Annotated in this window: 20 protein-coding genes; 4 read left to right on the top strand and 16 right to left on the bottom strand. The window is 73.4% G+C overall.

The window, feature by feature from the left end; translation table 11 throughout:
• Nucleotides 1-67: 67 nt before the first annotated feature.
• From cobA to ACIRPP_RS16315, 8 genes are all read right to left on the bottom strand, one after another.
• On the bottom strand, nucleotides 68-1,294 hold the full coding sequence (cobA, locus tag ACIRPP_RS16350) for a uroporphyrinogen-III C-methyltransferase (RefSeq protein WP_403642720.1): 1,227 nt from the start codon (nucleotides 1,292-1,294) through the stop codon (nucleotides 68-70).
• A 322-nt stretch (nucleotides 1,295-1,616) separates the two neighbouring features.
• Complete coding sequence (gene cobT, locus ACIRPP_RS16345) at nucleotides 1,617-5,558, bottom strand: nicotinate-nucleotide--dimethylbenzimidazole phosphoribosyltransferase (protein ID WP_403642718.1); 3,942 nt, start codon at nucleotides 5,556-5,558, stop codon at nucleotides 1,617-1,619.
• 380 nt (nucleotides 5,559-5,938) lie between these two features.
• The gene (gene cbiE / locus ACIRPP_RS16340) at nucleotides 5,939-7,147 is read right to left on the bottom strand and encodes a precorrin-6y C5,15-methyltransferase (decarboxylating) subunit CbiE (protein ID WP_403642715.1); all 1,209 of its coding nucleotides are present in this window, start codon (nucleotides 7,145-7,147) and stop codon (nucleotides 5,939-5,941) included.
• Between the two features lie 126 nt (nucleotides 7,148-7,273).
• Entirely contained in the window at nucleotides 7,274-7,912 is a 639-nt protein-coding gene (locus ACIRPP_RS16335) for a GNAT family N-acetyltransferase (protein WP_403642713.1), read from the bottom strand.
• A 173-nt stretch (nucleotides 7,913-8,085) separates the two neighbouring features.
• Nucleotides 8,086-8,916, bottom strand: a complete 831-nt coding sequence (locus tag ACIRPP_RS16330) for a MetQ/NlpA family ABC transporter substrate-binding protein (protein WP_403642710.1) — start codon at nucleotides 8,914-8,916, stop codon at nucleotides 8,086-8,088.
• Nucleotides 8,917-9,004: 88 nt separating this feature from the next.
• Nucleotides 9,005-9,742, bottom strand: coding sequence for a methionine ABC transporter permease (locus tag ACIRPP_RS16325; protein WP_164334018.1), 738 nt, complete (start codon nucleotides 9,740-9,742; stop codon nucleotides 9,005-9,007).
• Nucleotides 9,739-10,776, bottom strand: a complete 1,038-nt coding sequence (locus ACIRPP_RS16320) for a methionine ABC transporter ATP-binding protein (protein WP_403642707.1) — start codon at nucleotides 10,774-10,776, stop codon at nucleotides 9,739-9,741. The genes ACIRPP_RS16325 and ACIRPP_RS16320 overlap by 4 nt, the downstream gene beginning before the upstream one ends.
• Before the next feature lie 403 nt (nucleotides 10,777-11,179).
• Nucleotides 11,180-11,827 (bottom strand): HAD family hydrolase, encoded by a 648-nt coding sequence (locus tag ACIRPP_RS16315; RefSeq protein ID WP_403642704.1) that lies wholly within the window; start codon nucleotides 11,825-11,827, stop codon nucleotides 11,180-11,182.
• A gap of 145 nt (nucleotides 11,828-11,972) precedes the next feature.
• On the opposite strand from ACIRPP_RS16315, the gene ACIRPP_RS16310 reads away from it, so the two are divergent.
• Both ACIRPP_RS16310 and ACIRPP_RS16305 read left to right on the top strand, forming a co-directional pair.
• Entirely contained in the window at nucleotides 11,973-12,332 is a 360-nt protein-coding gene (locus ACIRPP_RS16310; RefSeq protein ID WP_403642701.1) for a hypothetical protein, read from the top strand.
• Between the two features lies 1 nt (nucleotide 12,333).
• Nucleotides 12,334-12,750 (top strand): hypothetical protein, encoded by a 417-nt coding sequence (locus tag ACIRPP_RS16305; RefSeq protein WP_343239545.1) that lies wholly within the window; start codon nucleotides 12,334-12,336, stop codon nucleotides 12,748-12,750.
• A gap of 66 nt (nucleotides 12,751-12,816) precedes the next feature.
• On the opposite strand, the gene ACIRPP_RS16300 is transcribed toward ACIRPP_RS16305, so the two are convergent.
• From ACIRPP_RS16300 to ACIRPP_RS16290, 3 genes are all read right to left on the bottom strand, one after another.
• A complete protein-coding gene (locus ACIRPP_RS16300) occupies nucleotides 12,817-13,314 on the bottom strand; it encodes a GNAT family N-acetyltransferase (protein ID WP_403642698.1) in 498 nt (165 codons plus the stop codon).
• A 45-nt stretch (nucleotides 13,315-13,359) separates the two neighbouring features.
• A complete protein-coding gene (locus ACIRPP_RS16295; protein ID WP_403642695.1) occupies nucleotides 13,360-13,866 on the bottom strand; it encodes a sigma factor in 507 nt (168 codons plus the stop codon).
• 75 nt (nucleotides 13,867-13,941) lie between these two features.
• Nucleotides 13,942-15,117 carry a glycerophosphodiester phosphodiesterase gene (locus ACIRPP_RS16290; RefSeq protein ID WP_403642692.1) on the bottom strand — a complete coding sequence of 392 codons (1,176 nt, stop codon included), beginning with the start codon at nucleotides 15,115-15,117 and terminating at the stop codon, nucleotides 13,942-13,944.
• A gap of 400 nt (nucleotides 15,118-15,517) precedes the next feature.
• On the opposite strand from ACIRPP_RS16290, the gene ACIRPP_RS16285 reads away from it, so the two are divergent.
• A complete protein-coding gene (locus ACIRPP_RS16285; protein ID WP_164332592.1) occupies nucleotides 15,518-16,189 on the top strand; it encodes a 1-acyl-sn-glycerol-3-phosphate acyltransferase in 672 nt (223 codons plus the stop codon).
• Between the two features lie 37 nt (nucleotides 16,190-16,226).
• Here the strand turns inward: ACIRPP_RS16285 and ACIRPP_RS16280 are convergent, their stop codons facing one another.
• From ACIRPP_RS16280 to ACIRPP_RS16260, 5 genes are all read right to left on the bottom strand, one after another.
• Entirely contained in the window at nucleotides 16,227-17,756 is a 1,530-nt protein-coding gene (locus ACIRPP_RS16280) for an MFS transporter (RefSeq protein WP_403642690.1), read from the bottom strand.
• Nucleotides 17,753-18,322 carry a TetR/AcrR family transcriptional regulator gene (locus tag ACIRPP_RS16275; protein WP_403642687.1) on the bottom strand — a complete coding sequence of 190 codons (570 nt, stop codon included), beginning with the start codon at nucleotides 18,320-18,322 and terminating at the stop codon, nucleotides 17,753-17,755. Before ACIRPP_RS16275 ends, ACIRPP_RS16280 begins: the two co-directional genes overlap by 4 nt.
• Before the next feature lie 128 nt (nucleotides 18,323-18,450).
• On the bottom strand, nucleotides 18,451-19,422 hold the full coding sequence (locus ACIRPP_RS16270; protein ID WP_403642685.1) for an aldo/keto reductase: 972 nt from the start codon (nucleotides 19,420-19,422) through the stop codon (nucleotides 18,451-18,453).
• Between the two features lie 151 nt (nucleotides 19,423-19,573).
• Nucleotides 19,574-21,007 carry an argininosuccinate lyase gene (gene argH, locus ACIRPP_RS16265; protein WP_403642682.1) on the bottom strand — a complete coding sequence of 478 codons (1,434 nt, stop codon included), beginning with the start codon at nucleotides 21,005-21,007 and terminating at the stop codon, nucleotides 19,574-19,576.
• 97 nt (nucleotides 21,008-21,104) lie between these two features.
• Complete coding sequence (locus ACIRPP_RS16260; RefSeq protein ID WP_403642680.1) at nucleotides 21,105-22,298, bottom strand: argininosuccinate synthase; 1,194 nt, start codon at nucleotides 22,296-22,298, stop codon at nucleotides 21,105-21,107.
• 543 nt (nucleotides 22,299-22,841) lie between these two features.
• On the opposite strand from ACIRPP_RS16260, the gene ACIRPP_RS16255 reads away from it, so the two are divergent.
• Complete coding sequence (locus ACIRPP_RS16255) at nucleotides 22,842-23,429, top strand: pyridoxamine 5'-phosphate oxidase family protein (RefSeq protein ID WP_403642677.1); 588 nt, start codon at nucleotides 22,842-22,844, stop codon at nucleotides 23,427-23,429.
• The last annotated feature ends 1 nt before the right edge of the window (nucleotide 23,430 follow it).

Raw genomic sequence — 23,430 nt, 5'->3', positions numbered from 1 at the left:
GGGTGATACTGCCTTGTCCTGGGTGCGGTGCCAACGGCTGGGATCGGTCGTGTTACCGAGGGTTACTTCAGGCCGCGGGGCCCACGCCGACGACCTCGCCGATGACGATGACGGCGGGCGGCCTGACCTCCTCGCGGACCACGGTCTCGCCGACGGTCGCGAGGGTGGCGTCGACGCGGCGCTGGGCGGCCGTGGTGCCCTCCTGGACGAGGGCGACGGGGGTGTCGGGGGACTTGCCGTGTTGGATCAGGGCCTCGGCGATCCGGCCGATCTTGTCGACGCCCATCAGGACGACGAGGGTGCCGCCCAGCTTCGCCAGCGACGGCCAGTCCGCCAGGGACCGCTCGTCGTCGGGCGCGACATGGCCGCTGACCACGGTGAACTCGTGCGCCACCCCGCGGTGGGTGACGGGGATGCCGGCCGCGCCCGGGACCGAGATGGAGCTGGAGATGCCGGGGACGACGGTGCACGGGACGCCCGCCTCGGCGAGCGCCTGGAGTTCCTCCATGCCCCGCCCGAAGACGTACGGGTCGCCGCCCTTGAGGCGGACCACGGCCTTGCCCTGCCGGGCGTGCTCGATGAGCGCGTTGTTGATGGCCTCCTGGGCCATGAACCGCCCGTACGGGATCTTCGCCGCGTCGATCACCTCGACGTGCGGCGGCAGTTCGGCGAGCAGGTCGCGCGGGCCGAGCCGGTCGGCGATGACGACGTCGGCCTCGGCGAGCAGCCGCCGGCCGCGCACCGTGATCAGGTCCGGGTCGCCGGGACCGCCGCCGACCAGGGCGACGCCCGGGGTGCGGGTGCGGTGGTGCGGGGCGACGAGGGTGCCGTCGCGCAGTCCCTCGACCACGGCGTCGCGCACGGCGGCGGTGTGGCGCGGGTCGCGGCCCTTGACGTCGGTGGTGAGGACCGCCACCGTGACGCCCTCGCTGTGGCCGGTCGCCGGGGTCCAGGCGGTGGCCTCGTCGGCGTCGTCGGCGCGCACGCACCAGATCCGGTTGCGCTCGCCCTCGGCCGAGGCGCGGGTGTTGGCGTCGTGGTCGCTGGTGGCGATGAGGGCGTACCAGGCACCGGTGAGGTCGCCCTCCGCGTATCCGCGCCGCTCCCAGGTGATCTCGCCGGCGTCGGCCATGGCCTCGACGGACGGGGTGACCTCGGGCGACACCAGGAGGATGTCGGCGCCCGCCGCGATCAGGGACGGGAGGCGGCGCTGGGCGACCTGGCCGCCGCCGAGGACGACCACGCGGCGACCGCTGAGACGGAGGCCCACGGGGTAGGCGGGGTGTTCGGCCATAGGGTCGGCTCCTCGTGAGGGCGGCGTGCGGTGGGCGCTGCGGCACTGGAGCGGCCCTGACGTGCGGATTCTAGACCGGTGCGGCGCGGGTCCGGCGGGCTGCCCGGCATGCGGCGGGTGAGCGGGGGCGACGGCGGGGCGCCACGGGCGTTGCGCTCACGCCCCGCCGCCGGCCGGGAACCCGCCGGTGGGTGGGGTCCCGGCCGGGGGGTGGGGTCCCGGCCGGCGGCCGGAGTGCCGCCGGTGGGTGGGGTCCCGCCGGTGGCCGGGGTGCCGTCGGCGCGGGGTCCGGTCCCGTACGTGCGCGGGGTCCCGCGTCGGGCTACTTCTCGGTGACCCCCGCCGAGTCGAAGGTCGCCACCTCGTGCATGGCGCGGGCCGTGCTCTGCACCAACGGCAGGGCGAGCAGCGCGCCGGTGCCCTCGCCGAGGCGCAGGTCGAGGTCGACCAGGGGGCGCAGTCCCAGCTTGTTGAGGGCGGCCACATGGCCCGGCTCGGCGCTGCGGTGTCCCGCGATGCACGCGGCGAGCACCTCGGGTGCGATGGCGCGGGCCACCAGGGCGGCGGCGCCCGCGCTGACGCCGTCGAGGATCACCGGCGTGCGCAGGGACGCGCCTCCGAGCAGCAGTCCGACCATGGCGGCGTGTTCGAAGCCGCCGACCGCGGCGAGGACGCCGAGCGGGTCGGCCGGGTCCGGCCGGTGGTGTTCGAGGGCACGGCGGACGACGTCGGTCTTGCGGACCAGGGTCTCGTCGTTGATGCCGGTGCCCCGGCCGGTGACCTCCGCCGGGTCGGCGCCGGTGAACACCGAGATCAGGGCCGCGGACGCGGTGGTGTTCGCGATGCCCATCTCGCCGGTGAGGAGGGCCTTGTTGCCGGCCGCGACCAGGTCGCGGGCCGTCTCGATGCCCACCTCGATCGCCTGCTTGGCCTCCTCGCGGGTCATGGCGGGCCCGGTGGTCATGTCGGACGTGCCGGCGCGGATCTTGCGCGGCAGCAGACCGGGCGTCGCCGGGAGGTCGGACGCGACGCCGACGTCGATGACACACACCTCGGCGCCCACCTGGGCGGCGAAGGCGTTGCAGACCGCTCCCCCGCCGAGGAAGTTGGCCACCATCTGCGCGGTGACCTCCTGCGGCCAGGGCGTGACGCCCTGGGCGTGCACGCCGTGGTCACCGGCGAAGACCGCGACGGCGGCGGGCTCCGGGATGGGCGGCGGGCACTGCCGGGACAGACCCGACAGCTGCGCCGAGATGATCTCCAGCATGCCGAGCGCCCCGGCGGGCTTGGTCATGCGCTTCTGCCGCTCCCACGCCTCGCCGAGGGCCTTGGCGTCCAGCGGGCGGATCTGTGCGACGGTCTCGGCGAGCAGGTCGTGGGGGTCCTCTCCGGGCAGGGCGCGGCGGCCGTAGGTCTCCTCGTGCACGACCCAGGACAGCGGGCGGCGCTTGGACCAGCCGGCCTGCATCAGCTCGGGCTCGTCCGGGAATTCGTCGACGTAGCCGACGCACAGGTAGGCGACGACCTCCAGGTGCTCCGGGAGGCCGAGCGCGCGGACCATCTCCCGCTCGTCGAAGAAGCTGACCCAGCCGACCCCGAGGCCCTCGGCGCGCGCGGCGAGCCAGAGGTTCTCCACCGCGAGCGCGGAGGAGTAGGGCGCCATCTGCGGCTGGGTGTGCCGGCCGAGGGTGTGCCGGCCGCCGCGGGTGGGGTCGGCGGTGACGACGATGTTCACCGGGGTGTCGAGGATGGCCTCGATCTTCAGTTCCTTGAACTGCTTCGCCCGGCCCTTGGGGAGGGACTTGGCGTAGGCGTCGCGCTGGCGCATGGCCAGTTCGTGCATGCTGCGCCGGGTGTCGGCGGAGCGGATGACGACGAAGTCCCAGGGCTGCGAGTGGCCGACGGAGGGCGCGGTGTGGGCGGCCTCCAGGACCCGGAGCAGCACTTCGTGCGGGATCGGGTCGCTGCGGAAGCCGTTGCGGATGTCCCGCCGTTCGCGCATGACCTTCAGGACGGCCTCGCGCTCGGCGTCGTCGTAGCCGGGCGCGGCCGGGCCGGCGGGGGGCGGTGCCGCGTCCGGGTCCGGGTCCGCTGCCGCGTCCGGGTCCGGGTCCGCTGCCGCGTCCGATGCCGTGGGCGTGTCCGCCGGGTCGCCGTCCCGGGCGGGCGGGACCTCGGCTTCGGCGCCCTGGGTGTCCATGTCGTCCGCCTGCTGGAGCAGGCCGGCTTCGCCCCCGGCCGCCGCGCCCTGCGGTGCGCGGGGCGCGGGCACGGCGGCGACCGGCTGCTCCTCCGTGAGGTGCAGGGGGTGCGGCGGCGTCGGTGCGAGGTGCGGGGTGGTCGGTACGGATCCCTCCACCGGGACGAACTCGCCCACGGGCTGCTCCGGCGCGGCGCTGTCCTGGTCACCGGCGGCCGGCCGGTCCGGGTCGGCGGGCTCGGGCAGCGCGGGGTGTGCCTCGGCTGCGGCGAGCGGGACGGGCGGCGTCTGCTGCGGATCCTGGAGCGCCCGGGCGTCCGCCTCCGCCGCGGCCGGAAGTCCCTCCTGGGTGGGGAGGGGCACGTCGGACACCGGTGCCTCGGGTACGGCGCCGGGGGCGTGGGCGTCCTGCGCCGCGGCCACCGCGTCGGTGGGCTCCGGGGCCTCGGGGGTCCCGGGGGCCTGTTCCGGGTGCTGCTGCGGGGCGGCGGCCGGGCCGGGGTGGGACACCTCGGGCACGGGGGCGGCGGCGCCCCCGGCGGGGGCCGGGGGTGCGACCGGCTCATGCCCCTCGGCCGGGGCCGCCTGGGGCGTCCCGTCCTGAGCGAGCGGGGCCTCCGGGGCCGGGGCGCCGGGGTCGGCGGGGACGTCCACGGCGGCGGGGCCGAACATGGCGTCGTGCTGCTCGACCGGGGCGGGGGCGTGCTGCGGCACCGTCTCCGGGGCAGCGGCGACGGGCTCCGCGGCGACGGGGGTGTCGGGCCCGGCGACGGGGGCCACGGCCTCCGGGGCGGCGGGCTCGGCCTGCTCCGCGACCACGGGCCCGGCCTGCTCGGCGGGGGCCGGCTCAGCGGGTTCAGCAGGCTCAGCGATCTCGGCGGGCTCCGTGACGACCGGCTCGGCCTGCTCCGCGACGACCGCCTCGGGGGCGGCGACGTCCGCGACGACGGCCTCGGGCACGGGAGCATCCGCGACGGCCGGCTCGGGCGCGCCGGGCGTCTCCGCGACCGGCTCCCCGACGGCGGGCCCGGGCACGGCACCCTCCGCGTCGGCGGCCTGGGGGGCTACGGGCTCCGGACCTGCGGCCTCGGGAGCTGCGGCCTCGGGAGCTGCGGGCTCCCCCCCGGTGCCATCACCCGGTACGGCGCCCGTCGGTACCTCGACGGGGTGCCCTGCGGGCGCGGCGTCGGAGGCTGGGGCCCCCACCGGTTCCGGTGCCTCTGCGGTCGGGGGCGTCGCAACGTCCGGCGCTTCCGGCGCGACGGCACCGTCGGTCCCCCCGACGGCCGTACCGGGCTCGGCAGCCGCCTCGGGGACGGTCACGGCCTCCTGCGGGACCGGTGCGGGGACGCCCTGGGCATCCGGGACCGCCGTCGCGGCCGGTGCTCCGGAGGCCGCCGCGGGCACGGCGTCCGGCTGCGGGTCCCGCTGCCAGGCTTCACCGGCTGCCGCAGCGGCGGCCGGTGCGTCGGCGGCGGACGGCCCGGCCTCCGGGTACGCCGTCCCGGCGGGGGTCGCCCCGAGCGGCACGGCAGCCCGCTCGCCCCAGGGCACGGCGCCCTGAGGGGCGGCCTCCGGGGTCCGCGGGACGTCCAGGTACTCGGGGCCCATGGTCGGCGGGCCCGCCTGCCGCGCCGGCACGTCGGCGGGGCCGCGGTCGGCGAGGGAGCGCACCGGGCTGGCGGAGGCGCTGGGGATGGGCGGGCCGAGGTGCAGCGGGCGGCGCGGCGCGGCGGGCGTGCCCTGCTCGTGCGGGGTGCCGTGGGCGGGCGTCGCCCGCTGCACCGGGTCGGGCAGGCGGAAGCCGCCGAGGTCGACCGAGCCGCTGTCGCGGCCGGCGGTCTCGTGCGGGCCCGGCTGGTGCACGGTCTCCACGACCGGCTCGGGCGCGGGCGGCGCCACCTCGTTGCCCCAGGCGCCCTGCGCGCCGGGGAGGAGAAGGTCTTCCTCGGGGGAGTGCTCGGAGAGGTAGGTGTACGCGCCGGGCGCCGGGGCGCCCTGCTGCTCCACCGTGCCTGCGTTCTCCGGCTGTCCCTCGCCCGGGACCTGGCCGGTGTCGGTCATGCGTACCCCTCGCCCATCGGTTAGTGCTCCTACGACCCGCTCGCCCGGAACGGCGCACCGACCGCCCCACACTGAAGAACGAGCGTGCGTCCCCAGCGGCACGAACGGCCGGTCCAAAAAAGGCGACAAAGCCATTCACTGGCATTCTCGCGGCCGTTCGGCCGTCGCGTCAGCTTGATCGGCGACGGTTCCGCTGTGGACTGCGCCACGTTGCGCGTCCTCGGGTTGTGCCGTACCACACGCGCCCCAAAACGGGCGTGTTTTCGGGACATTGGCCGACGAGCCGGCGAGCGTCCGAGTTGCGGTACAACGGTCGGTCAGCCTACCGCGCGCGGTACGACAAGCCGATCAGGGGGACGGCGCCGCGTTCGGTGCCGCGGTCAGGCGCCGCGCGCGGGCAGTACCCCGCTGAGCAGGAACGCGACGCTCCGCTCGGTCTCCGTCCAGACCCGGGTGTCGAGTTCGACGGACTGGAGCAGCGCGCACTCGACCCGGTAGCCGTGTTCGGTGAGGTCCCGGCCGACACGTTCGGCGGTGTCGCGGGTGGCGGCGTGCGTGACGATGCGCTGCGGGCGCCGGTCGGCGACCGCGGAGACCACGGCCGCTCCCCCGCCGCCGACCCGGACCACGTCGGGTTCGGGCAGGTTCTCCAGGACGTGCGGGGCGGTGCCGTGGACGATCTGGAGCTGGACGCCGTACCGGCGGGCGGTGGCGTCGGTGCGGGCGCAGGCCCCGGGGTCGCTGTCGACGGCGAGGACGGCGGCGCCGGCCCGGGCGGCCTCGGTCGCGAAGAGGCCGCTGCCGCAGCCGATGTCCCAGACGAGGTCGCCCACGCGGGGCCCGAGGCGGGCGAGTTGGGAGACCCGCAGCATTTCCCGCTCGCCCTCGCCGAGGCCGCCGCCGTGGGCCTCGGCGGGCAGGGACCAGCCACGCGGGCCGGAGGCGGGGTCGCGTCCGGCGATCCAGCCGGTGTCGGCGGCGCCGGCGGGGCCGCCGATGACGATGACGACGTTGGGGTCGCGCCAGGTGTGGTCGGCCGCCTTGTCGGAGGTGACCACGGTGACCTGTTCACGGGCGGTGCCGAGTTCCTCGCAGATCACGAAGGTGCGGTGGACGCCCTCCATGAGCAGGCCCAGTTCGGCGGGCCCGGCGCCGGGCGAGGTCAGGACGGCCACCTTGGTGTGGGCCCGGCAGACGTTCACCGCGCGGCGCAGGGTGCGCGGGTGGGCGACCACCACCTGGGCGTCGTCCCAGGGCATGCCGGCCCGGGCGAAGGCGGCGGCCACCGAGGAGACGGCGGGGACGACCTCGACCTCGAGGCCGAACTCGGGGGCGCGCAGGGTGCGGACGACACCGAAGAAGCCCGGGTCGCCGTCCGCGAGGACGACGGCGGTGCCGCGGTGACCGGCGATGCGGCGGGCGGCGAGGGCGACGGATCCGAGCCGGATGCGCTCGGCGCCCGCGGGCACCTCGGGCAGCGCCAGGTGGTGGGCGGCGCCGGCCACCAGGGTGGCGGCGCCCAGGGCGGAGCGTGCCGCGGCGGTCAGCGGCGAGCCGTCCCAGCCGATCACCGTGACCCGGTCGGCCATCGTCGTCAGTCTCCAGGGGTTCGCGCAGGTCGTGGTCGGCCGCCCGGCCGGAGGCCGGGCTTGGTGAGGGTACCTGGTGGGGCTCCGGGCCCGGGCGGGCAGTGGTGCCGTTCGCCGGGGCCGGGGTCAGTTCCAGTCGGTGAACGAGGTGTAGCCGCCGGTGTCGGCGAGCTGTTCGGCGGCGCCGTCGAGGTCCTCGGGGAGCAGGCTCCAGACGATGAAGTCGGTGCGCACGTCGGTCCAGCCGCCGTCCTCGGTGCGCAGGTGGGCTATGCAGGCGTTGCGCAGGACGCCCTCGCTGATGCAGCCGATCTTCTGGGCGACCTGCTGGGCGGCGGTGTTGTCGGCGGCGGTGCGCAGCTCGATGCGCTGGAGCCGCTGGTCGCCGATGAGCCACCGGGCGGTGGCCAGGGCGGCCTCACAGGCGTAGCCCTCGCCGCGCGCCCAGGGGGCGATGATGTAGGAGAGTTCGGTGGAGCGGATGTGCCAGTTGGTCCGGGAGAGGCGGACGACGCCGACCAGGCGCTGGGTGAGGAACTCGGTGACGGCGAGGTCCAGGCCCCGTCCGGCGGCGCGTTCGGCGGGGGCGGACTCGGTGATCCAGGTGCGGGCCGCCTGTTCGGAGAACGGCTGGGGCACGTCGGTCCAGGCGGCGACCTGCTCGTCGTTCATCATGGCGGCGAAGGCGGGCACGTCGTCTCCGTCGAGGGGACGCAGCACCAACCGCTCCGTGCTGATGGAGATGTTGGGGAAGGTGCTCGTCATGCGCCGCTCCGTAACCTGAGAGACCGTCGGGGTGCTGCTGAACTGCCCAGCATGCAGCATGAAAGCACTCTGCCGCACCACGGGGTGCGCCCCGCTCGCACAACGGCGCGAGGGGCACCCCCGCCCTGCGGCGGGAGTGCCCCTCGTGGACGGGTCCAGTCCTGCGGGCGGGGTCAGAAGGAGGCGACCACGGAGCCCGCGTACTTCTCGTCGATGAACTTCTTCACCTCGGGCGAGGTCAGCAGGCCGGCGAGCTTCTTGACGCGCGGGTCGTCCTCCTGGCCCTCCTTCACGGCGAGGAGGTTGCTGTTCGGGTTGTTCTTCGCGGACTCCAGGACGAGGGCGTCCTCGGCGGGCTTGAGGTCGGCCTCGATGGCGTAGTTGCCGTTGACCACCGCGGCGTCCACGTCGTCCAGGGAGCGCGGCGTCTGGGCCGCCTCCAGCTCCTTGAACTTGAGGTTCTTGGGGTTGTCGGTGATGTCCGCGGGGGTGGCGGCGGTGCCGACGCCGTCCTTGAGGGTGATCAGGCCGTTGGCGGCGAGCAGCTGCAGCGCGCGGCCCTCGTTGACGGTGTCGTTGGGGACGGCGACGGTGGCGCCGTTCTTCAGCGCGTCGGCCTTGTCGACCTTGTTGGAGTACAGGCCGAGCGGCTCCAGGTGCACGTCGACGACGGACGTGATGTGGGTGCCGTTCTTCTTGTTGAAGTCGTCGAGGTAGGGCTGGGTCTGGAAGAAGTTGGCGCCGACGGAGCCGTCCTCGGTCGCCGTGTTCGGCGTGACGTAGTCGGTGAACTCCTTGACCTCCAGCTCCAGGCCCGCCTCCTTCGCGAGGTTGTCCTTGACGAAGGTCAGGATCTCGGCGTGCGGTACGGGGCTGGCGGCGACGACCAGGGGGCCGTTGCCGTCGGAGGAGGCGTCGTCCTTGTCGGAGCCGCAGGCGGTGAGGCCGAGGGTGAGGGCTCCGGCGGCGAGGACAGCGGTGGTGATCTTGGCGGTGTTACGCACGAAAAGTGCCTTTCCTTGGTGGTACGACCCCTTGGGGCAAGGGGCGCGGCGCGAAGCGCCGTCGTTCTGGGGGTGGGGGTGGCCCGGGTCAGGCGACCTTGCTGATGTCGGCGGCGGCGGGTTCGCCGGCCTTCAGCAGGCGCAGCCTGGGTCCGGGTCCGGAGCGGGCTCCCCGGCGGTGCAGGGAGCGGGCCGCGTAGTCGCCGGCGAACTGGATCAGGGAGATGACGACGGCGAGCAGGGCCACGGTGACCCACATCAGGCCGGACTCGAAGCGCTGGTAGCCGTAGCGGACGGCGAGGTCGCCGAGTCCGCCGCCGCCGACGGTGCCCGCCATGGCGGAGTAGCCGATGAGGGCGATGACCGTGGTCGTGGTGCTGGCGATCAGCGAGGGCAGCGCCTCGGGGACGAGGACCTTGCGGACGATCGTCCAGGTGCTGCCGCCCATCGACTGGACCGCCTCGACGAGCCCGTGGTCGACCTCGCGCACGGCGGTCTCGACGAGCCGGGCGAAGAAGGGGATGCCGCCGATGGCGAGGGGCACGATGGCGGCCTCGCTGCCGATGGTGGTGCCGGTGACCCAGCGGGTGAAGCTCATCAGGGCGACCATCAGGATGATGAACGGCATGGAGCGGCCGACGTTCACGATCTGGCCGGTCACCTTGTTCACGACCGTGTTCTGGATCAGGCCGCCCTTGTCGGTGAGGACGAGGAGCACGCCGATCGGCAGGCCGACGACGACGGAGATCGCGGTGGACCAGCCGACCATGATCAGCGTCTCGACGGACGCCTGCTCCAGCAGCGGCTGCATCTCGGACCAGGTCACTTGGCGCCCTCCTTGACGAGTTCGGGCCGGTCCTGGCCGATGACGTCGATGTGCAGGCCCTGTTCGCGCAGGAAGCCGACCGGGACGACGTTGTCCTCGTAGCGGCCGGGCAGTTCGATGCGCATCCGGCCGACCTGGAGACCGCCCACGGTGTCGATGGCGGCACCCAGGATCGATATGTCGATGTTGTAGGTGCGGGACAGCTGGGAGATGACCGGCTGGGTGGCGCTCTCGCCCTGGAAGGTCACGTCGACGACGGTGCGTTCCTCGCCGGTCGCCTCGCCGCCGAGCGGGAACAGTGCGGCGGCCAGTTCGGAGCCGGGGGTGGCGAGCAGGTCGGTGACCGTGCCGGACTCCACGATGCGGCCGCGGTCCATGAGGGCGGCCGAGTCGCAGATGGACTTCACCACGTCCATCTCGTGCGTGATGAGCAGGACGGTCAGACCGAGCTGGCGGTTGAGGTCGCGCAGCAGGGCCAGGATGGAGCGGGTGGTCTCCGGGTCGAGCGCGCTGGTCGCCTCGTCGGAGAGCAGCACCTTGGGGTCGCCGGCCAGGGCGCGGGCGATGCCGACGCGCTGCTTCTGGCCGCCGGAGAGCTGGGCCGGGTAGGCCTTGGCCTTGTCGGCGAGGCCGACCAGGTCGAGCAGTTCCAGGGCCCTGCGGGAACGTTCCTTCCCCGACTTCCCGAGGATCTCCAGGGGCAGTTCGACGTTGTCCTGCACGGTGCGCGAGGACAGCAGGTTGAAGTGCTGGAAGACCATGCCGATGCGGCTGCGGGCCCGGCGCAGCTCCCGGCCCGCACGGGGGCCGCGGCCGGCGAGGGCGGTGAGGTCCTGCCCGGCGACGGTCACGGTGCCGGAGGTGGGGCGCTCCAGCAGGTTGACGCAGCGGATCAGCGAGGACTTGCCGGCGCCGGACTGGCCGATGACGCCGTAGACCTCGCCTTCACGGACGTGCAGGTCGACGCCGTCCAGGGCGGTGACCTCGCGACCGCGTGAGCGGTAGACCTTGGTCAGGCCGGAGGTGGTGATCACGTGGGTATCCGTCACTCTCGAGTGCGCGGCGCGTCGCGGGCACCGGGCACGTGGCGTTCGGGGATCGGGGGCGGCCGGGGCGCGGCAGGGTGCTCCCGGGCGGGCCGGAGGGATCCGGGGCGCGGAAGGATGCGCGCGGGCGTGGCTCGGGCGGGCATGCGGGGCATGCGGCCGGACGCGAGCCGGCTCTCGCTTCGGGGCGCGAGGCTCAGGTGGTGCGGGGGCCCTCTAGAAGGCGCACATTCGGAGCGGACACATACAACGAGCACCGGGCGGCTGATGCGCCTCGGTCGCAGGAGTGCGGTCGCTCGTCGTGGTCATACGAGCAGTAAACCAGACGTCTGCTCCTGACCCGCCCCCGCTGTCCAGCATGTGGACCCACGTGGACACGCATCCGCGCACTTCAGTGGCCTGCCGTGATCTCCATGCCCGCGCCGGTGACCTGTACGGACACGGCCGACAGGTCGGGGACCACCAGGTCGGCGGTGAGTTCGCCGGCCTCGTGGGTTGTGGCCAAGGCCACGGTCCGCATTCCGGCGGCGCGGCCGGCCCGCAGCCCGGCGGGCGCGTCCTCGAAGACGACGCAGTGCTGCGGCTCCACCCCGAGGGTGCGCGCGGCCAGCAGGTAGGGCTCGGGGTCGGGCTTGCCCCGGGTGACGTCGTCGGCGGCGAGTGTCTTGGGCAGGATGCCGACCGCGTCCAGACGGGCCTCGGCCAGCCGCCGGGTGGCGGAGGTGACCACGGCCCAGCGCTCCGCGGGCAGGGCGGCGAGCAGCTCACGGGTGCCGGGCAGCAGCCGCACTCCCCCGTGGGGGACGTCCTCCACCTCGAGGTCCTCGATGCGCGCGACGGCCTCCGGGACGACGTCGGCGGGCAGCAGGTCGGCGGCTATCTCGGCGGCGGTCCGCCCGTGCAGCTCGACGGCGCCGAACCGCTGCGCCGTGATCCCGTACTCCGCGGCCCACCGGGTCCAGCAGCGGCGCACGGATTCCAGGGTGGACACCAGGGTTCCGTCGTTGTCGAACAGGAGGGCTTGCGCATGGATGGTCATGCCATCGACCTTACGGGTTCGAGGGGTGGCGACCTCGAACGGCGACGCCCTCCCGCACCCCCGGCACCCGGCGGCCGGGCCCTTGCGGCGCCCCGGGCCGGGGCCGGGCACGGCGGGGGTTTTCGGGCGTAATAAGGTCGCTGCCATGCTTGATGTCCTGACGCTGGTGACCGGCGTCGCCGCGCTGCTGCTGGCCGCCTGGTGCGGCTGGGCCGCCTACCGCGACCAGCCGACCAAGGACTGGCACTTCATCGGCATGGCCGTGGTCACGCTGCTGGCGCTGGTGCAGCTGATCGCCGGGATCGTGCTGCTGGCCCGGGGCGAGAAGCCGGAGCAGGGGACGACGATCTTCGTCGCGTATCTGCTGGGCGCCTTCGCGTGCGTGCCCGCGGCCGGCTTCATGTCGCTGGGCGAGCGCACCCGGTGGGGGTCGGTGACGGTCGCGGCGAGCGGCTTCGTGCTGGCCGTGCTGGAGGTCAGGCTCTATGACATCTGGGGAGGCTGAGGTGACCGTGACGCGGGAGAAGCCCGCCCGGGCGCGTCTGATCGGCGGCCCCGGCATGCTGCTGGTGTGGCTGTACGGCGTGATGGTGGTCGGCGCGGTCTCGCGCTCGGTGTACCAGATCGCCACCGAGTTCGACCGGGCACCGCTCGCCTACACGCTGTCGGCGGTGGCCGGCGTGGTCTACGGGTTCATCACCTACACGCTGGTCCGCGGCGGGGAGACCGCCCGCAGGGCGGCGCTGGTGTGCTGCGCCGCCGAACTGGTGGGCGTCCTGACGGTGGGCACCTGGACCCTGGCCGACCCGTCCGCCTTCCCCGACGCGACCGTGTGGTCGGACTACGGCATGGGCTACCTGTTCATCCCCGTGCTGCTGCCGCTCACGGCGATGTACTGGCTGCGCCGGGCCCGCACCCCGTAACCCGCCGCGGCCCCGGCCCGGGACCGACGAGGCGTCAGGACCCGGGCGTCGCAGGCCGACGGGGCGTCAGGCCGTGGTCGCGTACGACTCGGCCGTCTTCTCCAGGACGATCATCGGTACGCCGTCGGCACCCTGGGAGGTGCCCACCCGCTGGTAGCCGACCTTGCTGTACAGCCGCAGGTTGCTCTCGCTGCGGTGTCCGGTGTGCAGGCGGAAGGTGCGGGCGCCGCGCTCCTCGGCGAGGGCAGCTTCGGCCGCTCGCAGCAGCCGGGCACCGATGCCGTGGCCCTGGAGGCGGGGGTGGACGCAGAGCTTGCCGATGGCGGCGGCGCCCTCCTCGGTGATCGTGCCGCGCACCGAGCCGACCACCTCCTCGCCGAGGCGGGCGACGTAGACGCAGTCGGCGGCGACCTCCGCGCGGACCGATTCGAGGGTCTGCACCAGCGGGTCGATGCGGTAGTTGCCGTAGAGGGCCGCTTCGCTCTGGAAGCACAGGTACTGCAGCCTGAAGATCTGCTCCGCGTCCTGCTCGGTCGCCGCAGAGATGGTCACGCTCATGCCCATGTGCGCACGCCTCCCGCTCACCTGATCACCTGTTGTCCCCCACTCCTATCCCCCACGTCCGCCCCCCGCAACCTCCGGCGCAAGCAAACGACGCAGACATCCCAGGCATCGGGAACGTTCCGGCCCAAGACTGCCCTGTGACATAGCCAACTCGCCTGCGATTTCCTGATATGTCAGGTCCTGCGGTGACAGCAGCGCCTCCAGCAGCCGGGGACAGCGGCCGGGGAGCCGGCGCACGGCGTCCCGCAGCGCCCGGCCGCGGGCCGCGCTGAGCGCGAGCCGTTCCGGTCCGGGGTCCGCCGGGTCGGCGGGGTCCGTGCCGAGCGGTGCTTCGCGGCGGGCGGTGCGGCGGCTGCGGCGGGCCTCGGCGCGGACGGCCCGGCGGAGCCAGCCGCCGGGGTCGGGCGGCGGGCCGTCGGTGTCGAGGCGTTCCAGCAGCCGCAGCCACACGGCCTGTTCCAGGTCGGCCGGTTCGCCGCCGGAGGCGTGGGCCTCGGCGGACGCCTCCGCGGTGAGCAGCGGACGCAGGGAGGTGACGAGGTCGTGCGTCATGTCACCGACGACGCGGCCGTCCCGGGCGGGGTTGCCCGTGACGGCCGCACCTCACCCCGACGGGGAGGACACCGGTCAGCGGTTGACGAAGTCCTCGCGGGCCAGGATCCCGGTGTCCGGCTGGTCGGTGAAGACACCGTCGATGCCGGTGGCGAAGTAGGCGCGGTAGGCGCCGAAGACGTCTCCGTAGGCGTCCGGCTCGGAGCCCTTGCGGAAGTCGGCGGGCAGGAAGGGGTTCTCGTTGCGCAGCGTGTAGGGGTGCAGGACGAGGCCCGCCCGGTGGGCGTCGCGGACCAGGGTGGTGGGCTCGGTGAGCCGGCCCGCCGAGTCGCGCGGGATGACGAGGTCCAGGGTGGGGCCGATGCCCTGGGCGTAGGAGGCGATCTCCTCCAGGCCCCGGCGGGTGATCAGGTCGGCGACGGTGCGCGGGTCGCCGGACTGGACGAAGTCCCAGGGGCGGGTGTCGGCGCCGGACAGGAGCACCACGAGCGGATTGTCCACCAGTCCGTCCAGGCGCTGGATGCTGGTCGGTTCGAAGGACTGGAGGATGACCGGGGAGTTCCTGCGGTCCTTGCGGTGCCTGCGCAGCAGCCGGGCGACCCGTTCCTCCAGGCCCAGGCCGAGCGCCCGGAAGTAGGTGGGGTGCTTGATCTCGGGGTAGATCCACACCTGCTTGCCCCGCCTGCGGGTCTGCTCGTCCTGCCAGCGCAGCACCTCCTCGAAGGTGGGGATCTCCCAGCGGCCGTTGTAGAGGGTGTTGTGCGGACGGTTGGCCGGGATGCGCTCGACCGCGCGCAGCCGCTTCAGCTCGGCGAGCGTGAAGTCCTCGGTGAACCAGCCGGTGACGGACACGCCGTCCAGGGTCTTGGTGGTGCGCCGGCCGGCGAACTCGGGGTGGTCGGCGACGTCCGTCGTGCCGCCGATCTCCGGTTCGTGGCGGCAGACGAGGTGACCGTCCCGGGTGGGGACCAGGTCCCCGGCCTCGACGATGTCGGCGCCCAGGTCGAGGGCGAGCTGGTAGGCGCCGAAGGTGTGTTCGGGCCGGTAGCCGCTGGCACCCCGGTGCCCGATGACGGTCGGTACGGGCAGGTCCTTCAGCCCTCTGCCGCGTCCGCCGCGGTGCGCCCCGCCGGCCGCCGCCGCGGTGCCGCCGGCTCCGAGGACCGTCGCCCCGGCGCCGGCCACAGCCGCGCCGAGGAGCGCCCGCCGTCCGGTTCCGCCCGCCTGCTCGTTCGACTCCCGCGTTGTCATGAGCGCTCTCTCCTGCCGTCGGCTGGTCCGGTGCGGGGCCGATCGTAGGTGGGGGCGCGTGACCGGCGGGAGACCCCGGGCCGAACACATGGGTGATGTCGCGTGTCGTCTTCTGTCGTAGGTCCGCCGTACGGACTCAGGGGACATGACGTCTCGTCCGATTCGGCGGGGCGGATCGGGGAACGCGTCCGGATACAGGGGTGCGGGCGAATTCCGTCACACGGTGACAGGAGTGTTGCCGCCGGGCCGCGGGGAGCACCGCAGGTAAAGCAGTGTCAATAGTGAGTAAGACCTCGGTGAACCCCATGAGCCCGATGTGCGCAACCCCCTGGGCCGCGAGTAATGTCCTCACCTGCACAGACTCGTACGCATCGACATACCGTTCCCACCGGAGGGCCCGTTGTCCCGCTTCGCGCTCATCAAGGCAGTGCTCGGACCGATCATGCGCCTGATGTTCCGCCCACGGGTGGAGGGCGCGGAGCACATTCCGTCCGACGGTCCGGTGATTCTCGCCGGTAACCACCTGACGTTCATCGATTCGATCGTCCTTCCCATCGTCTGCGACCGGCAGGTCTTCTTCATCGGCAAGGACGAGTACGTCACCGGCAAAGGGCTCAAGGGCCGGCTCATGGCGTGGTTCTTCACCGGCGTCGGCATGATCCCGGTCGACCGCGACGGCGGGCGGGGCGGGGTCGCGGCGCTGATGACCGGCCACCGGGTGCTGGAGGAGGGCAACGTCTTCGGCATCTACCCGGAGGGCACGCGCTCCCCCGACGGCCGCCTCTACCGGGGCCGCACGGGCATCGCCCGGCTGACGCTGATGACTGGTGCGCCCGTCGTGCCGTTCGCCATGATCGGCACCGACAAGCTCCAGCCGGGCGGCGCGGGTCTGCCCCGGCCGGGCCGGGTCACGGTGCGCTTCGGCGAGGCGATGGAGTTCTCCCGCTACGAGGGCATGGACCGCGACCGCTATGTGCTGCGCGCGGTGACCGACTCGGTGATGACCGAGGTGATGCGGCTTTCGGGGCAGGAGTACGTCGACATGTACGCGAGCAAGGCCAAGGCGGCCTGACGCCGCCCCCGCCGCCCGCCCGGCACCGGCCCGGGGGTCAGTGCGCGGCGTCCCCTTCGAGGCGCTGGCCCCGGAGCATGAACCAGGCCGCCACCGCCGCCGCCAGGAGGACCGTGGCGCCCACGCCCGCGGCGAGCACCAGCCCGTCCACGAAGGACTGCCGGGCCGCGTCGAGCATCGCCGCGGCCGTGTCGGGGGGCAGTGTGCCGGCCGCTTCGACGGCCCCGCCGAGCGACTCGTGGGCGGCGGCCGGCGTGCCGGGCGGGCCGGTGAAGCCGCGGTAGACGCCGGTCACGACGGATCCGAGCACGGCGATGCCGAGGGCGGCGCCGAGTTCGTAGGCCGTCTCGGACACGGCGGAGGCGGCGCCCGCCTGGTCCTTGGGCACGCTGGAGAGGATCACGTCGGCCGTCACCGTGAAGGCGAACCCGGCGCCGAGTCCGACCACCAGGAGCGCGGCCCCGAGCAGGGGGTAGCCGGTGGATCCGTCGAGGGCCGTGAGGGCGGCCAGCGACAGGCCGATGGCGGCGAGTCCCCCGGAGACGACCGCGCGCACCGACAGCCGGCGGGCCGCCCGGCCGGCGACCAGTCCGGCCGCCACCGCCCCGATCGCGGCGGGCAGTTCGGCCAGTCCGGCTTCCAACGGGCGCCTGCCCTGCACGAGTTGCAGGTACTGCGAAAGGAAGAACACCAGTCCGGACAGGCCGAGGATGGTCAGCAGGTCGGCGAGCACGGCTCCGCTGAAGCCGCGGTGCCGGAACAGTCTCATGTCCAGCAGCGGGACCGGGAGCCGGAGCTGGCGGCGGACGAAGCCGCGCAGGGCGCCCGCGCCGAGCAGTCCGGCGGCGACGGTGACCCAGCCGAAGCCGTGGGAGGCGGTCTCCTTGACCGCGTAGACCACGGCGACCATGCCCACCAGGGACAGCAGGACGCTGGCCAGGTCCCAGGGGCCGGGGTTCGCGGTGCGGGACTCGGGGAGCAGCCGGGCGCCGACGAGGACCAGGACGGCCATCACGGGCAGGTTGATCAGGAAGACCGAGCCCCACCAGAAGTGTTCGAGCAGGAACCCGCCCATGATCGGTCCGACGGCGGTGCCCGCGGAGGCGGTCGCGCCCCAGATGCCGACCGCGAGACTGCGTTCGCGCGGGTCATGGAAGAGATGGCGGATCAGCGCGAGGGTGGCCGGCATGAGCGTCGCCCCGGCGACGCCGAGGAGGGCCCGCGCGACGATCAGCATCTCGGGGCTGGTGGCGTAGGCGTTGAGCACGGAGACGGCGCCGAACGCGGTGGCGCCCACGAGCAGGATCCGCTTGCGTCCGATGCGGTCCCCGAGACTGCCCATGGAGACGAGCAGACCGGCGATGACGAACGAGTAGATGTCCCCGATCCAGAGCAGCTGGCTGCCGGAGGGTGCGAGGTCCTCACTGATGTAGGGGGTGGCGAGGCCGAGGACGGTCGCGTCGACCGCCACCAGCAGCACGGCGAGCACGAGCACGCCGAGCGCCAGCCACCGGCCCGGCCGCTGGGTCACCTCGTCGGTCCGGGGGGTGTGGACGGTGCCGGTCATGCGTGGTTCCTCGCCTGCGCGGTGTCGGGGCGCCGGACGCCGCCGAGCAGCAGTTCGACGATCATGTGGGTGAAGTCCTTGGGGGCGACCCGGCCCTCGGCCACCGCCCAGGCGGCGGAGGCGAGCAGTCCGTAGAGCGCCTCGGTGAGCCAGGCGGGGCTCAGGTCGACGCGGAACTCGCCGTTCTCCTGGCCCCGCAGGAAGAGGGCGGCGAAGGCGTCGTCGATGCGGGTCCAGCCGTCGTTCTGCTCCTCGCCCTCGAAGAGCTGGTTCTCGGTGTAGAGGAAGGCCAGCAGGCCGGCGTGCGGTTCCATCCGGGCGACCAGACGGCGCACGGCGTCGCTCGCGGAGCCCTCGTGCGTCCGGGCGGTCTCCAGCGCGGCCTCGCACTCATCGATGGCGAGTGCCTCCAGCGCCCGCACCAGCGCGTCGCGTCCGGCGAACTGCCGGTGCAGGGTGGCGCGGCTGATGCCCGCCGACCGGGCGACCTCGTCCAGGGTCGAGGTGGGTTTGCGGGTCAGCAGGGAGGCGGCGGCGCGCAGCACCTGTTCACGATCGACGGCCATGAGACGAGGTTAGCGCAACTGAGACAGTGATGTCTCACCCGGGGCATGCCTGTCTCAGGATGAGGGCAGCGTCACAGAGCGCGGGCCGTGGCAGCACCGCGCGGGGCGGGCGGGGGTGGAACGGGGGCTCAGTGCCAGGGCAGCTGTCCGCGCCGTTCCCAGTAGGTGTCCGGGTGCTCGGCGAGCGCTTCGAGACCCGCGAGGCGGTCGTCGTCGAGGTCGACCACCGGGGCGTGCAGGTTGGAGGCCAGCTGGACCACGGTCGCGGCCCCGGAGAGCACCACGCCCGCCCAGGGCCGGCGCAGCACGTAGGCGAGGGCCACCGCGTCGCACCCCAGGCCGGCCTCCTCGGCGACCGCGCGCAGCGGCTCGGGGGCGTCGGGCCCGGCCAGCCGCCCGTTGGCCATGCCCTCCTTGACGATCACGGTGAGCCCGGCGTCGTGCGCCTCGGCCAGCGCGGGCCCCGCGGACGTCTCCAGCACGTTGTACGTCGACTGGACGGTACGGAAGAGCGGCTCGCCGTCCACGGTGACCGCGAGCGCGGCGCGGATGGCGTCGGCCTGGGCCGGGCCGCTGGTGGAGAAGCCGACGGTGAGCCCGCCGGCCGCCTCCTCGGCGAGCCGGGCGTGCAGTTCCTTGTCGGTGAGGGCGGGGCTGTCGGGGGTCACCGAGTGGATCTGGTACAGGTCGAGCCGGTCGCCGAGCAGGGCCGCCGACTCGGCGCGCTGGCGTTCGAAGGCGGCGAAGGAGTGGTCCTTGACCTCGTGCCGCTCGGCGTCGGTGGACCAGTCGGCGGTGTAGGTGTAGCCCCACTTGCTGCCGATGACGACGTCGTCGTGCTCGGGGTGCGCAGCCAGCCATGCGGCGAGGAACTCCTCGGCGCGGCCGTAGGAGCGGGCCGTGTCGATGTAGCGCACGCCCTGGGCGTACGCCGCGTCGAGCAGTTCGTGGGTGCGGGCGCGCAGGTCGTCGACGGTGCGGCGGTCGCCGAGGTCATGGTCCCGCCCGAGGTTGATGTAGCCGGGGCGGCCGACCGCGGCGAGGCCGAGGCCGATGTGGCAGGTGGGGGTCGTCGCTGTGGCCAGGCGGGCGAAGGGCATCGCGGGCTCCGTCGGTCGGCTCAGGTACGGACGTCGGACCCAACGTAACCCGCGCCGCCCGTTCGCTCCGCCGGACGGAGTTGGACCGCCCGGCCGGGGGTGCGCCCTGCCCGCCCCGGGCGGCCCGGCGGGTGTCCGCCGGGCCGCCCGGTCAGCTCCGCCGCTTCGCGGTCGCCCACGCGTGCTGGGCCGCCACGTCGGCCTTGACCTCCGCCAGCTGCACGGCGACCGCGTCGGGGGCGGTGCCGCCCCGGCCGTTGCGGGAGGCCAGGGCGCCGGGGACGTCGAGGACCGAGCGCACCTGGGGGGTGAGGTGGGAGGAGATCTCCGCGAACTGCTCGTCGGTGAGCTGGTCGAGCTCCTTGCCCTCGGCCTCGGCGGCCTTGACGCACTCGCCGGCCACCTCGTGCGCGACACGGAACGGCACTCCCTGCCGGACCAGCCACTCGGCGATGTCGGTGGCCAGCGAGAAGCCGGCCGGGGCCAGTTCCTCCATGCGTTCGCGGTGCACGGTGAGGGTGGCCATCATGCCGGTGAAGGCCGGCAGCAGGATCTCCAGCTGGTCGATGGAGTCGAAGACCGGCTCCTTGTCCTCCTGCAGGTCGCGGTTGTAGGCGAGCGGGAGGGCTTTCAGGGTGGCCAGCAGGCCGGTCAGGTTGCCGATCAGGCGCCCCGACTTGCCGCGCGCGAGCTCGGCGATGTCCGGGTTCTTCTTCTGCGGCATGATCGACGACCCGGTGGAGAAGGCGTCGTGCAGGGTCACGAAGGAGAACTCCTTCGTGTTCCAGATGATGACCTCCTCGGCGATCCGGGAGAGGTTCACCCCGATCATCGCGGTGATGAAGGCGAACTCGGCGGCGAAGTCGCGGGAGGCCGTGCCGTCGATGGAGTTGGCGGCGCTGCCGTGCTCGAAGCCGAGGTCCTTCGCGACCGCCTGAGGGTCCAGCCCGAGGGAGGAGCCGGCCAGCGCGCCGGAGCCGTACGGCGAGACGGCGGTGCGCTCGTCCCACTGGCGCAGCCGCTCAGCGTCCCGGGACAGCGCCTGGACGTGGGCGAGGACGTGGTGGGCGAAGAGGACCGGCTGGGCGTGCTGGAGGTGGGTGCGGCCGGGCATGGCCACGTCCGGGTGGGCCTCGGCGAGGCCGATCAGCGCGTCCTGGAGTTCGGCGATCAGGCCGCCGATGATCCGGGCGTGGTCGCGCAGGTACATCCGGAAGAGGGTCGCCACCTGGTCGTTGCGGGAGCGGCCCGCGCGGAGCTTGCCGCCGAGGTCGGGGCCGAGACGCTCCAGCAGGCCGCGTTCCAGTGCGGTGTGCACGTCCTCGTCGGCGATGGTGCCGGTGAAGGAGCCGTCGGCGACGTCCGCCTCCAGCCGGTCGAGGCCGGCGATCATCCGGGTCAGCTCGTCCTCGGTGAGGAGTCCCGCGGTGTGCAGCACGCGCGCGTGGGCCCGCGAGCCGGCGATGTCGTACGGCGCCAGGCGCCAGTCGAAGTGGACGGACGCGGACAGTTTCGCCAGGGCCTCGGCGGGACCGTCGGCGAAACGGCCGCCCCAGAGCCGTACGTCACCGCTGTTGCTGCTCACTTGCGTTGCTCCTCGAAGGCTGTGGATGTGCCACCGCCTCCTCACGGTGGGTGAGGAGGCGGCAGTCAGGCTACTGCGGGGGAGGCCCGCCGGGCGCCTACGCCAGGTCCCGCTTCGCCGCGATCTTCGACGACAGGCTGTAGATGTCGATGAAGCCCTTGGCGGCGGACTGGTCGAAGCTGTCGCCGGTGTCGTACGTGGCCAGGTTGAAGTCGTACAGCGACGACTCGGAGCGGCGGCCCGTGACGACGGCCCGGCCGCCGTGCAGGGTCATCCGGATGTCGCCGTCGACGTGCTGGTTGGCCTCGTCGATGAAGCCGTCCAGGGCGCGCTTGAGCGGGGAGAACCACTGGCCGTCGTAGACCAGTTCGCCCCAGCGCTGCTCGACCTGCCGCTTGTAGCGGGCCAGTTCGCGCTCGACGGTGACGTTCTCCAGCTCCTGGTGGGCGGTGATCAGGGCGATGGCGCCGGGCGCCTCGTACACCTCGCGGGACTTGATGCCGACGAGGCGGTCCTCGACCATGTCGATCCGGCCGACGCCCTGGGCGCCCGCCCGCTCGTTGAGCTGCTGGATCGCCTGGAGCACGGTGACCGGCTTGCCGTCGATGGCCACCGGGACGCCCTGCTTGAAGGTGATGACGACCTCGTCGGGCTCACGGGCGAGGGCCGGGTTCTGGGTGTACTCGTAGACGTCCTCGATCGGGGCGTTCCAGATGTCCTCGAGGAAGCCGGTCTCGACGGCGCGGCCGAAGACGTTCTGGTCGATGGAGTACGGGGACTTCTTGGTGGTCGCGATGGGCAGGCCCTTGTCCTCGCAGAAGGCGATGGCCTTGTCGCGGGTCATGGCGTAGTCGCGGACCGGGGCGATGCACTTCAGGTCGGGGGCGAGGGCGACGATGCCGGCCTCGAAGCGGACCTGGTCGTTGCCCTTGCCGGTGCAGCCGTGGGCGACCGTGGTCGCGCCGTGCTTCTGCGCGGCGGCCACCAGGTGCTTGACGATGGTGGGCCGCGACAGCGCGGAGACCAGCGGGTAGCGGTCCATGTAGAGGGCGTTGGCCTTGATCGCCGGGAGGCAGTACTCGTCGGCGAACTCGTCCTTGGCGTCCGCGACCTCGGCCTCGACGGCGCCACAGGCCAGGGCGCGCTTGCGGATGACGTCCAGGTCCTCGCCGCCCTGGCCGACGTCGACCGCAACGGCGATGACCTCGGCGCCCGTCTCCTCGGCGATCCAGCCGATGGCGACGGAGGTGTCCAGACCGCCTGAGTAGGCGAGTACGACGCGCTCGGTCACGGGTTTCTCCTCACAGTGCATTCGCTGATATGCATGAGTATGCAGGAGGATGCATGATTCGTCAATCCGCCCGGCCGGAGCCCGGAATCCGAGGGCTCGCCGCCTGCGGCCCGGACGGTCGCGGCAGCAGCGGTTCCCCATCGACCCAGGACGGGCGGTGCGGTCGCCTCACGCGCCCGCATCCGTGACGGCGGGGGTTACTACGGCGGCCCGCCAGGACTCCGGCCCGCCAGACGGCCGCTCAGCGCCACGGAGCCCCCACGCCCCGCGGGACCCGCCCCGCCCGCGACTGAACACCTCCGGCCGCTCCCCCGTATGGCTCTGCGACACAGGCGCCGCGTCGGCCCCGGTCCGCACCCGGGCCTCCGCAGTGCCCGGCCCCCGGCCGCCTGCACGTCCATCGCGTGACGTGACAGGCGCCGTGGCCGCCCCGTGTACGCGCCGGCCGGGGCGGCCACGGACTTCCCGGCGGCAGGCGGACCGGGGCCGGCCGGCCCACGAATTCCTTAGACAGCCGAAAGACTTTCGCTCATACTCATGACCATGGGAAAGACCTATGAGCGCATAGACGGACGGCTGCGCACCTTCATCGAGGAGCAGCCGGTCTTCTTCACCGCCACCGCTCCCCTGTCCGCCGACGGCACGGTCAACCTCTCACCCAAGGGACTGCGCGGATCCTTCGCCGTCCTCGACGAACACACCGTCGCCTACCTCGACTTCGCCGGTTCCAACGCCGAGACCATCGCCCACCTCCGGGAGAACGGCCGGATCACCCTCATGTGGTGCGCCTTCCAGGGCCCGCCCAACATCGTGCGCGTCCACGGCCGCGGGGAACCCGTCTTCCGGGACGACCCCCGCTTCCCCGGTCTGCTCGCCCGCTTCCCCGACATCGACCACGGCTCCCACGGCCTGCGCGCCGTCATCGTCGTCACGGCCGAACTGATCCGCGACACCTGCGGGTACGCGGTGCCCTTCATGGCCTACGAGGCGGAGCGCGATCTGCACGCCAAGCGGTTCGCCCGCGAGGACGACGCCTCCCTCGACGCCTACTTCACCAAGAAGGAGCACATCGCGACGAGCATGGACGGACTTCCCGGGCTGCCGTTGCCGCTGCCCCCGTCTACCGTCTGAG

Origin of the sequence: Streptomyces sp. NPDC101219 (assembly GCF_044767675.1) — a bacterium.
Lineage (GTDB): Bacteria > Actinomycetota > Actinomycetes > Streptomycetales > Streptomycetaceae > Streptomyces.
This window is presented reverse-complemented; position numbering and strand designations above follow the sequence as displayed.

Excerpts from the sequence above, each read along its gene's own strand:
- cobA (WP_403642720.1), bottom strand. The coding sequence starts at position 1,294 with ATGGCCGAACACCCCGCCTACCCCGTGGGCCTCCGTCTCAGCGGTCGC.
- ACIRPP_RS16255 (WP_403642677.1), top strand. The coding sequence starts at position 22,842 with ATGGGAAAGACCTATGAGCGCATAGACGGACGGCTGCGCACCTTCATC.
- ACIRPP_RS16310 (WP_403642701.1), top strand. The coding sequence starts at position 11,973 with ATGCTTGATGTCCTGACGCTGGTGACCGGCGTCGCCGCGCTGCTGCTG.
- cbiE (WP_403642715.1), bottom strand. The coding sequence starts at position 7,147 with ATGGCCGACCGGGTCACGGTGATCGGCTGGGACGGCTCGCCGCTGACC.
- ACIRPP_RS16290 (WP_403642692.1), bottom strand. The coding sequence starts at position 15,117 with ATGACAACGCGGGAGTCGAACGAGCAGGCGGGCGGAACCGGACGGCGG.
- ACIRPP_RS16270 (WP_403642685.1), bottom strand. The coding sequence starts at position 19,422 with ATGCCCTTCGCCCGCCTGGCCACAGCGACGACCCCCACCTGCCACATC.
- ACIRPP_RS16275 (WP_403642687.1), bottom strand. The coding sequence starts at position 18,322 with ATGGCCGTCGATCGTGAACAGGTGCTGCGCGCCGCCGCCTCCCTGCTG.
- ACIRPP_RS16335 (WP_403642713.1), bottom strand. The coding sequence starts at position 7,912 with ATGACGAGCACCTTCCCCAACATCTCCATCAGCACGGAGCGGTTGGTG.
- ACIRPP_RS16300 (WP_403642698.1), bottom strand. The coding sequence starts at position 13,314 with ATGGGCATGAGCGTGACCATCTCTGCGGCGACCGAGCAGGACGCGGAG.
- cobT (WP_403642718.1), bottom strand. The coding sequence starts at position 5,558 with ATGACCGACACCGGCCAGGTCCCGGGCGAGGGACAGCCGGAGAACGCA.
- ACIRPP_RS16280 (WP_403642690.1), bottom strand. The coding sequence starts at position 17,756 with ATGACCGGCACCGTCCACACCCCCCGGACCGACGAGGTGACCCAGCGG.
- ACIRPP_RS16295 (WP_403642695.1), bottom strand. The coding sequence starts at position 13,866 with ATGACGCACGACCTCGTCACCTCCCTGCGTCCGCTGCTCACCGCGGAG.
- ACIRPP_RS16315 (WP_403642704.1), bottom strand. The coding sequence starts at position 11,827 with ATGACCATCCATGCGCAAGCCCTCCTGTTCGACAACGACGGAACCCTG.